The organism is Enterococcus sp. AMC1086 (assembly GCF_058216575.1).
The window spans coordinates 2,267,073-2,280,143 of sequence record NZ_CM177100.1; the positions used below are offsets into that span (position 1 = coordinate 2,267,073).

Consider the following 13,071-nt stretch of genomic DNA (forward strand, 5'->3'; position numbering starts at 1 on the left):
TTGCCAATAGTGCTAGCAACATGTACTAGCTTCTTTATTGTACCTAAAATAGGGTGAGATTTCTAGCGAATCTTTGCTTTTTCTGGGTGTGATTGGTTGTTGTGTATATGGAATTAGGCTATTGTCGACGGTATTGGGCATCTGCTCAATGCCGTTTTTTTCTGTCCTACGAGTACGTTTGAAGGGAGGGACGTTTTAAGAATCGATGAAAAACTGGATAAAACAAAAAGGCACTTCACCGTTTGGCGGCAACCGAACGATGAAGCCTTGCATAGAAAGTTAAGAGCCAATCTATACAAGTTGCCAATTTGCTAGCACCGAAGCACTAGCTTCTTTATTGTACCTAATTTTCTTTTGAAATTCTAGTTTGTTTTGTTAATTTCTTGGGATTAAGGGTGGTTTAGGAGTGAATTGCGGGTTTGGTTTGGTTTGGCTGATTGATGACGGTATTGACAGGTTCGGTATCGTTTTTTGTTTTACTCTGGGACAAGTACCGCAAGGCTTTGAAAGTCGTTTGTAGCGCTGGGTTATAGGTTTGCCTCGTCAATGCGCATATAGAAAAAGAATCACTGAAGCACGAAATTCAGTGAGAAAACTGGTGGGAGAAGTTGGGTTTGGGCTTGGGTTTCGTTTGGCGCTTATCGGCTTTTCTCCGCCTTATTTGAAGGAGATCAGGAGAATGGATAAACAAGGACAGAATTTAAAGGCGGTTACGTATCAGGATATTATTGAGTTGCGGGATTTTATGGAGAAGATGGCTTCTTGGCAGGAGCCTTTGGCGATTTTGGATCATTTTTTTCAGTTTCGGTCTGGGCCGATCAATAAGAAACGGATTGTGAAGGAGTATTATGCTCGGGCGCAGATGTTTCATGCTTTTTATGAGGATTATAATCGGTTGATTGAGTTGGGGGATGAATTGGTGATGGAGATGGTTAAGGCTGAGAAGGTTGAGACTGGATTTGAGGGAAAGAAAATGGATTTGGAGTAGATTGCGTATGTTATAAAAGAGGATGGAGATGATCCATCCTCTGAAAAGTTATTTCTGTTTTATGAAATCGTATGTTTCTAATGGAACAGCATTCATCTCATTTGCCATACATAAGAAAAATACTTTTAAAAATGCTTACCATAAATTTATTGAATTATACAAGAAAAAAGTTATAATTAGAACGTACGTTCCGTACTCCGACTACCTAGTTACTTTTTTGATAATTATAAGTTATAATACTTAAATGATAAGGGGAGATATTATGCCGTACGTTATAGATCTATTTTGTGGTGCTGGGGGTTTTAGCGAAGGAATCATTCAAGCTGGCTTTGATATTGTTTTTTCTAGCGATAAAAGTTCTGAAGTCATGACAACATATAAAAACCGACACCAACAACTTGGTCTTATTGAAGGTGAGAATACTCATTTCGAGTTAGCTGATATAAGACAATTAACTGGTGACAATATTTTTAAAGAAATAAACAAACTGAAAAAATATAAAAACATGAGCTTTCAACGTGGTGATATTGATGTAACCTTTGGAGGTCCGCCATGTCAAGGTTTTAGTAGAGCTGGTAAAAGAGATTCTAGTGATCCTAGAAACATGCTATTTCACGAGTACTTAAGAATTATTTACGATGTTTATCCAAAATATGTTGTTATGGAAAATGTCGAAGGTTTTATGGATATGCAAATGTTGGATTTTCCGAGTGTTTTATCCAAAAACAAAATCTATGAAGGACAAAGATTAGCTAAAGACATTTTAGAAACTGAACTAAAAGGTTTAGGATATAATATGTTAGAGCCTAAACTTCTAAATGCTTCAGATTATGGAGTTCCGCAAAATCGAAAAAGAGCCGTATTCTTAGCTTGGCGTGACGGCATGAAAGAGCCTGAATATCCGACAAAAATCAACCAAAAAGTGACTGTGAAAGAAGCCTTATCTGGCATCATGAACAACTATAGATCTGAATATGCAAGACAGTCTAAATTCGGTAGAACGCCAAATACCAATGGTAATTATATTTCAGCAACTAGAATAAACAATCAAGAATTGTCAACGCACACCAAAAGTGTAATCCAGAGATTCTCTATATACAATCAAGGAGAATCGACCCGAATGGCTAGTGAAAGATTAAAGCAAACAGGATTGGATTTACTAAACGACTATCCAGAACTTTTTTTTGAGACTCTTTTTAACGTTAATAAATCATCCAACATGTTAATAATTGAAGATATCTTACAAGAACTTGAAATTTCACTTGAAAATTCAAAAAAAGAAAGATGGCTGGGTGATACTAATAAAGTTCTAAGTATTTTATTTATGGCTAAACCAAAAGAAGAAATATATCACATCTACTTTTCCAAACTAAAAAATCGTATAAATTCTAGTGAAGAAACTACACAAAAATTTCTTAATATGTGTCATAGTAGGTTAAATCGTAAAATTAGCTTAAGCCAGCTTTCAAACGCTTGCATAAGTGGCTCTGGATTGACTGATGACATTTTAGAAGCTCTGTTTACCAAAAAAAATAGTAGGAAACGTCTTGATTCTCTTGGTCAAGCCCCTACAATGGTTACTTTACCAGATGATTTTATTCATCCGTTTGAAAATAGAATTTTGACAGTGAGAGAAATGGCTAGACTTCAGTCTTTTGATGATAGTTTTGAATTTTTGGGAAAAAGAACTACTGGAGGAGATAAAAGAAAACAAGAAGTTCCTCAGTATACTCAAGTTGGAAATGCTGTCCCTCCTCTTATGGCAAATGCAATTGCTAATTCTATCATGGACTCACTTAATAATAATTAAAGAAGCAATTAAAGTTCAAAATAATTTTGGACTTTAATTGCTTTTAATCTTAAGCTTCAATATAAAAACTAATTTTTATACTATTCTAATAGTTCAATTACCTCAATAGTACCAAATAAGTGCTGACGATATTTACTGCGTATTCGCCAGGCGTTCCCATGATTCTTTCCCTTATATGCTCCTTCCATAGAAGTGTATCCTCTCCAATCATAAGTAATGCCACCTGACTTAATTAATGAAATAAAAGTCGAAAATTGTGGAGATCTTGATAACTCTGCTTCAGTGTAACAAAATTCAACAGTATCTCCTACAACTCTTTTCTTAGCTTTAACCCATAATGTAGCTGGGTGTTTTTTATACAACTCTTTTTGTAGATCCGAGAAAAACCAATAAGCTGTGATCTCTGTTTTATTTGTTATTGGATCTTGTCCCCATATTTCAACTTGTCTGTCTTCCTCATTAACTTCTAAATAAAAATTTCTATTATTTTGTGGAGCTACTTTTGAGCCAATAGTAATATACAAGCTTTTATACCCCTCATGTTTATCAGAATCATACCCATAATATCTTGCAAAAGCTGATACACGATTTCTATCTTTAGTTTCATACTTTTCTATTTTTGTTCCATCAAATCTAGGACGTAAAGTAAATAACGTATCTAACGTTTTCGCTAGCTTAGTTTTTATTTCTATTTTCCCCTCAAAATCAGCTTCAGGACTATTATTAGTTTTTATTCCTAAAAGATATTCAAGTGTGTCCCCTGAGTCTTTTGGAGATAGCTTCCCTGTTCCTTTTGAATTTCTATGATATCCTAATTTTGCTATGGCTTTTACCTGCGGAATTAACCTACTTGCAGAATCAGCAATTTCATCTATACCAAAAGCATTCTGTAATTCTACTTCAGTTGGAGTGTTATTTGTAAGATTGATAATAATTAAATCATTTTCAATTAGATTGGAAAATGATATATATAATAGATCACCAACATTAACTTTGTCCTCTTTAAAAAGTGTACTAAGACCATATATAGAAAATCTACGATCACCACGAGCCATGGTACGGTAGAAGTTCATTTTCAAACTGATTTGTGTTTCATTTAATAAAAATTCAGCATTTTTCCTAGCACCATTTTTCCCGCCATTCAAAAGATCTTCATATTTTACAAGTCCCTTACTAAGAAGTAAATCTCTAAAAAGTGCATTTGCATCGATATTATTTTTTTCGATCATTGTTGCTGTTAATCGAATCAAAATATATTCACTCTCATTATATTTATGAATTGTATTTATTACTTTCATTTCATCAATATAAGGTTCAAATATCATCTTCATGTCCTCCTCTTGTAAATAAAATACTTAAATCTTTTTCAATGCTGTTTGCTATAGAAACTAAGGAAGATATTTTGGGATTAGTGATATTTTCATTCAAAATATCACTAATTGTGGATTCTTGTATCCCTGGACTAGTAGATAATAACTTTTGTTTTTTTCCTTTAATTGTTCTTTTGACATTTCCAGTAAAAATAATTAAATAGTTATCTTCTTTGTAAATACTAACTTTGTTAGGATCAAAATTCCGACTAAATAAATCAGGAAAGTTATAATCTAATGCTCTAGAAATACTTATTGCTGTTTCCAATGACATATCCTCATTATTTTTTCTACTCAGGCCTAATACTTTATTTACAGTTTGCCTTGTTAGCCCTGATTGCTTAGCTAAATCTTCTTGTGTCATACCTTTTTGATACATAATTTTCCCTATGTTTTCACTAAATACAGCTTTCATTCTTATACCTCCAAAAATTTGAACTGTTATTGTTTTTAATATACCTTTAAAAGCCACGTATAAATTCGTTTAAGTTTACATATAATCGGTTTTAATAAAGTTGTTTTCTATATATTGAAATATAATATATCTCGAAAGCCCAAAACAAAAAGGTTGTTAAGAAAATATTTTTCTTAACAACCTCTCACTCATTATAAAAAAGCTCTTTTCTACTATTTAAACTACAATTTTTTAGTATAATAAAGTAGAAAAGAGAGATATGCGCTAACATACCTCTCTTGTGTAGACCGTTTAAGACGGCGACTTAGCTTAATTACTTATAAAAAATAACCGAACTAGCCAAAGTTGACGGTTATTTCTTACGATTAGTCAATAGCAAAAGTGGTCTTTTTTCTTTATTGAAATTAGCCTTTTTTTTATTGCCTTTTAACCTATTTTAAACAATTGGAATGTAAATATCGGTAAAACTCTTATCCTTTAGATTTTTAGGTGGTTCTGTTATATACATTTCAAATGGTACTGCATCTCTTGGTTTAGCTTTATCTTTGAAGAGCCATTCTTGATACATATACTGCCAAGCTTCTCCATATTGGTTACCTGACATTTCAAAATGACCCACAGCAAATTTTCCTGAAATGCTAGTTTCACAAATGTTTCCACTTTCAACAACTTTTGCATTTTTCGGTATAGTCATACCCACACTGGTTCTAAGATTTTTTTCATCTGTAATGAACGGATTATCATCATAAATTGTCAAAACTTTTGTTTTGTCAGGGTCAATTAAATTATTTGTAGTAGCAAAATCGAATAATTCATTGAATAGCTTCTTACTCTTTCTTCTAAACTCAACGTAACTTCCTCTAAATCGAATGTAGATAATTCGTTGGTTTTTTAGTTCCTCTGTAGTGATATTGATTGGTTCAATCATAATAATTCCTCCTTATTTTTTATATACCTATTATTTCATGAACCAATTACTTTTTCTTGTCAATTCTTGCTGTTTTCTGTAATTAACAGGACTTATTCCAAAATGTTTTTTGAATGTCCTACTAAATGAACTAGAGTCATTATATCCATATTCCACAGAAATAGTAATTATGGAAATCTTAGGATTAACACATAGAAAAATGGCAGCGCGTTCCATTTTAAACCTAGTCACAAATTCATTTACTGTTTCAGAAGAATATTTTTTGAAAATTCTATGGAAATGGAATTCAGACAAATGAGCATTTCGTGCTAAGTCTTTTAATGATATTGCTTCTTTCAAGTTATTTTCTATGTAATCTTCAGTTTTATTTATTAATCGAATATATATTTGCCTGGAGCTGACATTTTCAGTTTTATCATCCATATTTATCTTGTCCTTATTAAAAGTATTCATTAATTAGATAGATTAGTTCACTATTTATATCTAGCCTATACAGATTTATTATAACAATCTTTTCTAAGTTTAAACACGTTATAGAAGTTTTTTTAGTAAAATCATATATCTTGTAAAAAGGGTACAGTAAATAAACCTAGCCCAATACTCAAAAAATTTATTAAGCTATAGCTTTTTCATAACTATACAAAGTCTCTTTTTTTATTAAATAAAATAATATCCTTAAGAATTTATTTATGGTAGCTATGACTGCAACTTTATGACATTTATTCATTGGCTCTGATTTTAATCTATAATAGTGTTCCTTGATATGATTATCTTCTATAGTCTTTGTCCGAATCATATTTATAATTACTTGATATAAAATTTTTCTAAGAATCTTATTTCCTCGTTTGTTTATCTTGTCACGCATTTGAAACTTACCTGACTGATATCTTCTTATATCTATCCCAACAAAAGCATTTATTTGTTTTGAATTGTCAAAACGTCTAATATCCCCTAATTCAGCAATTACTCTTACTGCAGAGTTTATGCCTACTCCAGGGAAACTAAGGAGAACATTATACTCAGGTAATGATTGAGCTATGTTATCCATTAACTCCGTAATTTCATTCTTTTGATCTACAAGTTCTTGATATCTATAGGCATAGTGTTTAACTTGTAAAATTACTGGATGGAATTCATCGACAGCTGGAAAACTATTTTGTGCTGCTGTAATTAGCATTTCAGCCTTTTTTTGTGCTCGAAAAGAAGATAGATTTTTTTTAGTATTTTTTAATATTTTATTTTTGATAATGGTTTTAGAATCCTTAAGAACAAGATTAGGATGTGGATATATCTGTGCTATGTTTAAAAACAAAGAACTTTTAGTTGTGAATACTTGCTCTAATTCGGGAAATGTGACTTGAACACAACTATGAAGTCGCCCCCTCATAACCGAAAGTTCCTCATCTATTTCAGAATAGTACCGTGAAAGCTGTTTTAATTCGTCATATTTTTGATCAGATTTTTTATAAAAATTACTTTTACTTTTCATATGAGACAAAGCAAGGTTATGAGCATCTACTTTATCATTTTTATTACTACGTAAAGTTTTAGATTGAAAACTTGCTTCCAAAGGATTCAATTTTGTATAGCGATATCCTTCTTCCATAAAAAATCTCTCTAGTGCTTTGGAGTATACACCCGTGGCTTCAAATACTATTTCTAACGTGTTTGAATCAACCTTGGTGTATTTCGCAAACAACTGTTTTAAATGTATGAACGATTCAACTGTGTGCGGAATCCACTCTTGATTAATACAATTTTCTTCATCATATAAAACCATAAAACTTTTTCCCATACTAATATCAAACGCTGCAACATACTTCATAAAATATCCTCCTACATTAATTAGTTGAAGAACTTTACCTAGCTCTACCGATTCCACTTTCTTTTACACGATCTTGTAGATCCAACATATTAAAAACTGATTCAATTAGAGATAGTAAAGACACCCTGTTTTTTTTACGAACTTATCGTTCTAATAACCGTTCGAGTTATTCTTCACTTTAACTATAAAAAAAATAGTTATGTAAGCCAATGCCTTAGCTTACATAACTAATCTTAATATGTTTTTTTTGTCGTTTTTAAGCATATCTACAACCAATTTAATCAAAGCAATGGTAAACATACCAAAACTTAGAATCAATTGAATTGTTTCTAATGCGGACAAAAGGCTTCTCCTTTTGCTGAGAAACACAGTGAATGATTTTATGAACCGATGTTGAACAGTATAAGGCGACTATTAGGAGCGTTGTCTCTTCTGTAATTTCAGTACATACAATCATATGCACCACCTCCTAAGAGCGCCAACGTCATAGCTTTCTACATTGATTAGTATATCATACTTAACTTTGTTTCTTTCACTTTTTTTAATACTTTTCGATTAAAAATCTGGACTTTCATTTTATCCTTTTTGATAATTTTATTACAGAATACTTTAAGCGTAAAATTTGATAAAATTTTCACTTTTTATGAAAAAATCCATTCCAACGGTTCTTATTTTCTTTTACTTCAGAGATTTCTGTTTTCTTTTTGTTATGTTGCAAGATCGCTTCATTGTATGGACTTCTTAGTTCTCTTAAAAATGTGAGGATTATTACTTGCTGTATCTGCAAGTATAGCAACAGGTATTGCAAATCATATTAAAGGTGAAATCAAGCATGGAGTTATTGTGAGAGTTAGAAATTGGCGTATTTCTTCCATTTCAAATCAATAAAAATAATGGATGGGTGCTATAGCACCCATCCATTCAATATTTCTACGATGGCTATGATTATTAAAACAAATTTATAATACTTTAGTAACTCACTACTATTTTTTTGAGGAAAAAATCTATCTAAAAAAAGTGATAGAAGGGCTATTACAAGTACAATCGTTGACATAATAATCTTCCTCTCTGCGAGATAATTATTCTATAAATATATACTAACAAAAAGATATAAATATGTACATATCTTTTACAAACTTTACTTAAATTTTACTCTATACATTCTTCATTGCTATCCTTTATAAACGAAGAGTCAACAACCATAAAGTTATTGACCCTTATTTCTTCTGATCCCCTAGTCTTTTATACGAAAACGACTACCATAGGGAAACAGAGAACTTCTATTTCATAAATATAAAAATAAGTACACTTAAAATAAAAACTACAATGAAATCAAACAGATAAACAATCGTTATATAGATTATCCCTACTGCAATCATAACTATCAAAATCAATCGAATCATACTATGCTTCTTGTAATATGTAGAAATACTCTCTTTCTCAATCTCAATTGTTACTTTGCAACCTACTACAGATAATACTTTTCTAAGTTTATGCTTATTGTAGAACATAGTGATTGATCTAAAAATAAGTAAACATGCAAATGTTATCAGTAAATAGATTGCACGTTTATCTAGTTCAAAAGTAACATCAAGCTCTTGAAAAAAAATAGTCGATAGCTTGTAAACTGGTCTTCCAATCAACATCGATAGAACAACACTAGCCATAATACCCTATTCTTTTTGAGCATTGGATACCAGTTTATTCAATATTCCTTTATCTATCTCAACTGTTCTAAAAAGATAAAACGATTCATCTTTTTAAAAATGATCCATTGTTTGTTTTTGTTGCTCAAACACTTCTGTCACTTTTTTACCGAATTGTCCTTTTACCGACTCTTGAAATGAGCTTCCTGTCGTCCCTATCATCGCAGCTGCGTCTTTTAGTTCGGTTTCTCCTTTTGTTTTTATTGATTCTTTATCTTTGTTTTTTTGTTCACTCGTACTTTTTCCAAGCCCTTTTATTGCGAGTCGTTGACTCTCTTTTCGGAATGCTTTTTCTCGTTCTTTTCGTTCTTTTTCATCTTTTACCAACAACTTTTTCCTCCTATTATGTTAATTCTTGACGTTTCTTTCGATAAAATTGTTCGACTTCTTCTTGTTGCAGTATAAGCTCTTTGCGCTCCTGTGCTAATTCTTCTAAATAATGGTCTTCATTTCGCTGTAATTCTCGTTGAGTTTCCATTATCGACTCCATAGAAGTGCTTCTTTTCCCTAGTATCTGACGTACTTGAACAAAGATTTCTTGGGTGTAATCCTGTCCTTTTCGCATATATCGTTTCACTGTATCTTCTTGTTCTTCTAATTCTGCCCTATTTCTTTGATAATCTCTTAGTAATTCTTCTTCTGCTTTCATTTTTTTCTCCTATTATTTACGACACAAGTCCTTTTAATTGTTTTGCTAATTCTTGGTCTCGTTGTACTAATTCGGTCATCTTACCTCTTATTTCTTTTGCTAATTGATTGAATTTTTCATCCATTTTTTTGGCTTTATTTATTTTTTCTTTGTACTCATTCACGGGTTCTGTCACAATACTTTGTTCTGTACAACCACCTTCTGCTAGGGCAGATTTGATTTCTCCTTCAGATAAATCAGTCCCAATCGATCGAGCATCTGTTAATGTTTCTGTCCATAATTTTTCTGCGTTTTGTATGCCTTTTTGATACACCATCACAACTGATAACATCGCGGTTTTAAATTCTGAGGAAGCATGGCTCACAACCGCTAAGGCTTGACTATCATCTAAATAAATTTGTTCACCAGACGACAGCCCCCCGCCACTTGCCGTGAATTTCTTCTTTAATTGTTCTAAGTTCTTCACTTGCTCACGCATAATCAACATATTATACGCATGTTTGGCTTGTTGGAATTGTACTAACGATTCCTTCGTTACTTGTAGGTTTCCGTTCTTAAACTGATACCCACCCCACATATGTTGGTCAATCATTCCTTTTTTCTTTGAATCAATAAAAATAAGCATTCCTACATGTCGCAATTTAATGTTCCAATCTGTATGTCTATAGCCAATAGGCACAATATCTTTTTCATCTACGAAATTAAAGATACGGTCTTTTAACTGAGCTACTCGTTTTCGTTGATTTTCTGTCATCATACAATACGCATTCGGCCCTTGATAAAGAAAGGCACCATTCACTCGGTCTAACTTCTCTTGTGAATCCAATGCGCCTAAAGCATACTGGGCATTTGAAGAAGCTTGAGAATGACCATATACATCAAAGCGAGCATTAGAATATTTGTCCATCGCACTATTTAGCGTTTTAGCAGAAGATTTCATTTGTTTGGTCGGATCGAATATAGTATTAGGATTCTTGTAACTTTTCTCGATATTATTTAAGATTTGCTTGTTGTTGTCCCACCAATCCCGCTTCACTTCTCCAACTTGACTGCCTATTTGCTCTGGACTTGTAGAGCCTTGATACAGCACCGTTACGTTATTCACTTCAGACGGTTTTTGTATTTTGGGATTGCCGTCAGTGATGATAAAAGCCTGTTCTCCTGTTTTTTTATCATTCACTATTTTTGATACATAGCCTATTGTAGTACCATTATTATTTATTTTAACTGGGTCGCCCTCTTTATATGAACGATACTCCATTTGCGCTATATCGACATTTTCTTTATCAGAATATCCCATACTAATTCCCTCCTTTTTTTAACAACTCTTCTAATTCCGCTGTATTTCCACCACCAGAATTTTCTAAAGTGCCATCTTCTGTATTTTTATTTAAAAGATTATACACTCTAAGTTTTTCATCATCATTTATAATTACGTCAAACATAATTCCTCCCATAGGATTGTGTTCTATACTCTCATAATCTATTTCATAAGATTTGATAATTCCCTCTGGCGTTAAAGCTTTTGAATCCAAGTTTTTTAACCCTATTTCTATCTCCCTTTTTGCTTGACCGCTTTTTACCACGTTTACCATTTCATCATTGAATCGTTTGTTATCCATATACACTTTCCCTCCGATACCTAGAATAATAACTAAAACTATTCCTACTCCTATTACTATAAATTTTCTTTTAGTCATCCCTTACACCTCATCATTAATAAGTAAACTATAACATACTTGCAATTTGTTTGGTCGGATCAAATATGGTATTAAGCTTCTTAAAACTTTTCTCGATATTATTTAAGATTTGCTTGTTGTTGTCCCAACAATCCCGCTTCACTTCTCCAGCTTGACTGCCTATTTGCTCTGGACTTGTAGAGCCTTGATACAGCACCGTTACGTTATTCACTTCAGACGGTTTTTGTACTTTCGGATCTCCGTCAGTGATGATAAAAGCTTGTTCTCCTGTTTTTTTATCATTCACTACTTTTGATACGTAGCCTATTGTTTTTTTACTGTCCCCTTTTCCAATAGTAACAGTATCTCCAACTTCATATTGGTCATACTCTTGTTTAGCGAGTTCAACATTTTCTTTATCTGTTTTCACCATCGACCTTAATCTCCTTGTCTAATAATTCTCTTAAATCTTCAGATACTCCACCACCACTTTCTTCTAATTCGTTATTAGAATTCTTTGACAAAGTAACACGTACATAGAGCTTTTCATTTTTATTGATAATAAGTTTATTCATAATACCACCCATCGGATTATGTTCAATGCTATTATAATCCACTTCGTAAGATTGAATGATTCCATCTGTTGTTAATGCTTTCGAATCTAAATTTTTTAACCCTTCTTCAAAAACTTTTTTTGCCTGACCACTATTCACCACATTGACCATTTCATCTTTAAATCGTTTGTTATCCATATACACTTTTCCTCCTATTACAATAACAATCAATAAACATATTCCTAAAATAGAATAAAACGTCCTTATTTTGATTTTTTTTACCTCAGAGAGTGCTCGTTCCTTCTCTTTTTTATCATTTTTCATCTAAAACACCTCAAAATCATTTTTCATAAGTAAACTATAATATACTTGCAATTTGTTTGGTCGGATCGAACATAGTATTCGGTTTCTTATAACTTTTCTCAATATTATTTAATATTTGTTTGTTGTTGTCCCACCAATCTCGCTTCACTTCTCCAGCTTGACTGCCTATTTGTTCTGGATTTGTAGAGCCTTGATACAGCACCGTTACATTGTTCACTTCATACGGTTTTTGTACTTTCGGATCGCCATCTGTGATAATATAGGCTTGTTCTCCAGTTTTTTTATTATTTACTACTTTTGATACATAGCCTATTTTTGTATTTCTATCGTCAATGTATACAGCTTCGCCTTCTTTATAGTCGTCATATTCATTTTTAGCAATATCAACTCGTTGCTTATCTGAGTAATTAGTCATTATTCATATTCCCTTTCTCTAACATATTTTCCAAGGGCAGTGACCCTCCACCAGAACTGTTAGTTAATCTCCCATTTTCTTCTTGATCTAAAGTCACTCGAATATACAATTGATTATCATCATTGATAATCAATTTAAGCATTATTCCTCCCATAGGATTATGTTCCACACTATCATAATCCACTTTATATGATTTAATTATTCCATCTGAAGTTAAAGCTTTTGAATCTGCATTTTTTAATGTTTTTTCATAAACTTGTTTTGCCTGACCACTATTTACCACATTTAACATCTCATCTTTAAATCGTTTGTTATCCATGTACACTTTTCCTCCGATACCTAGAATAATAACTAAAACTATTCCTATTACTATAAATTTTCTTTTAGTCATCCCTTACACCTCGTCAT

Annotated in this window: 16 protein-coding genes; 2 read left to right on the top strand and 14 right to left on the bottom strand. The window is 32.2% G+C overall.

Going from position 1 to position 13,071, the window contains the following annotated elements:
• The first annotated feature begins 679 nt into the window (after window positions 1-679).
• Both AC4BC4_RS10660 and AC4BC4_RS10665 read left to right on the top strand, forming a co-directional pair.
• Entirely contained in the window at window positions 680-988 is a 309-nt protein-coding gene (locus AC4BC4_RS10660) for a hypothetical protein (protein WP_490475665.1), read from the top strand.
• A gap of 262 nt (window positions 989-1,250) precedes the next feature.
• Window positions 1,251-2,798 carry a DNA cytosine methyltransferase gene (locus AC4BC4_RS10665; RefSeq protein WP_490475666.1) on the top strand — a complete coding sequence of 516 codons (1,548 nt, stop codon included), beginning with the start codon at window positions 1,251-1,253 and terminating at the stop codon, window positions 2,796-2,798.
• Between the two features lie 80 nt (window positions 2,799-2,878).
• Here the strand turns inward: AC4BC4_RS10665 and AC4BC4_RS10670 are convergent, their stop codons facing one another.
• The 14 genes from AC4BC4_RS10670 to AC4BC4_RS10735 all read right to left on the bottom strand — a co-directional run bounded on the left by AC4BC4_RS10670 (window position 2,879) and on the right by AC4BC4_RS10735 (window position 13,054).
• Window positions 2,879-4,123 (bottom strand): MvaI/BcnI family restriction endonuclease, encoded by a 1,245-nt coding sequence (locus AC4BC4_RS10670; protein ID WP_490475667.1) that lies wholly within the window; start codon window positions 4,121-4,123, stop codon window positions 2,879-2,881.
• Complete coding sequence (locus AC4BC4_RS10675; RefSeq protein ID WP_490475668.1) at window positions 4,113-4,583, bottom strand: helix-turn-helix transcriptional regulator; 471 nt, start codon at window positions 4,581-4,583, stop codon at window positions 4,113-4,115. The genes AC4BC4_RS10670 and AC4BC4_RS10675 overlap by 11 nt, the downstream gene beginning before the upstream one ends.
• 436 nt (window positions 4,584-5,019) lie before the next feature.
• Window positions 5,020-5,511 carry an AraC family transcriptional regulator gene (locus tag AC4BC4_RS10680; RefSeq protein ID WP_490475669.1) on the bottom strand — a complete coding sequence of 164 codons (492 nt, stop codon included), beginning with the start codon at window positions 5,509-5,511 and terminating at the stop codon, window positions 5,020-5,022.
• Between the two features lie 30 nt (window positions 5,512-5,541).
• A complete protein-coding gene (locus tag AC4BC4_RS10685) occupies window positions 5,542-5,934 on the bottom strand; it encodes a helix-turn-helix domain-containing protein (RefSeq protein ID WP_438757323.1) in 393 nt (130 codons plus the stop codon).
• Between the two features lie 190 nt (window positions 5,935-6,124).
• Window positions 6,125-7,336: an IS110 family RNA-guided transposase gene (locus AC4BC4_RS10690; RefSeq protein ID WP_438757999.1), complete on the bottom strand. Its 1,212-nt coding sequence runs from the start codon at window positions 7,334-7,336 to the stop codon at window positions 6,125-6,127.
• Between the two features lie 219 nt (window positions 7,337-7,555).
• Window positions 7,556-7,705: a putative holin-like toxin gene (locus tag AC4BC4_RS10695; protein WP_490475670.1), complete on the bottom strand. Its 150-nt coding sequence runs from the start codon at window positions 7,703-7,705 to the stop codon at window positions 7,556-7,558.
• Window positions 7,706-9,096: 1,391 nt separating this feature from the next.
• Window positions 9,097-9,372: a hypothetical protein gene (locus AC4BC4_RS10700; protein ID WP_490475671.1), complete on the bottom strand. Its 276-nt coding sequence runs from the start codon at window positions 9,370-9,372 to the stop codon at window positions 9,097-9,099.
• Window positions 9,373-9,385: 13 nt separating this feature from the next.
• Window positions 9,386-9,691, bottom strand: coding sequence for a hypothetical protein (locus AC4BC4_RS10705; RefSeq protein WP_490475672.1), 306 nt, complete (start codon window positions 9,689-9,691; stop codon window positions 9,386-9,388).
• A gap of 16 nt (window positions 9,692-9,707) precedes the next feature.
• A complete protein-coding gene (locus AC4BC4_RS10710; RefSeq protein WP_490475673.1) occupies window positions 9,708-10,991 on the bottom strand; it encodes a hypothetical protein in 1,284 nt (427 codons plus the stop codon).
• A gap of 1 nt (window position 10,992) precedes the next feature.
• A complete protein-coding gene (locus AC4BC4_RS10715; protein WP_490475674.1) occupies window positions 10,993-11,391 on the bottom strand; it encodes a DUF1310 family protein in 399 nt (132 codons plus the stop codon).
• A gap of 28 nt (window positions 11,392-11,419) precedes the next feature.
• Window positions 11,420-11,803: a hypothetical protein gene (locus AC4BC4_RS10720; RefSeq protein ID WP_490475675.1), complete on the bottom strand. Its 384-nt coding sequence runs from the start codon at window positions 11,801-11,803 to the stop codon at window positions 11,420-11,422.
• The gene (locus AC4BC4_RS10725; RefSeq protein WP_438756776.1) at window positions 11,787-12,248 is read right to left on the bottom strand and encodes a DUF1310 family protein; all 462 of its coding nucleotides are present in this window, start codon (window positions 12,246-12,248) and stop codon (window positions 11,787-11,789) included. Before AC4BC4_RS10725 ends, AC4BC4_RS10720 begins: the two co-directional genes overlap by 17 nt.
• Window positions 12,249-12,282: 34 nt before the next feature.
• Complete coding sequence (locus AC4BC4_RS10730) at window positions 12,283-12,663, bottom strand: hypothetical protein (RefSeq protein WP_438756779.1); 381 nt, start codon at window positions 12,661-12,663, stop codon at window positions 12,283-12,285.
• On the bottom strand, window positions 12,656-13,054 hold the full coding sequence (locus tag AC4BC4_RS10735) for a DUF1310 family protein (protein ID WP_438756780.1): 399 nt from the start codon (window positions 13,052-13,054) through the stop codon (window positions 12,656-12,658). Before AC4BC4_RS10735 ends, AC4BC4_RS10730 begins: the two co-directional genes overlap by 8 nt.
• Window positions 13,055-13,071: the final 17 nt, after the last annotated feature.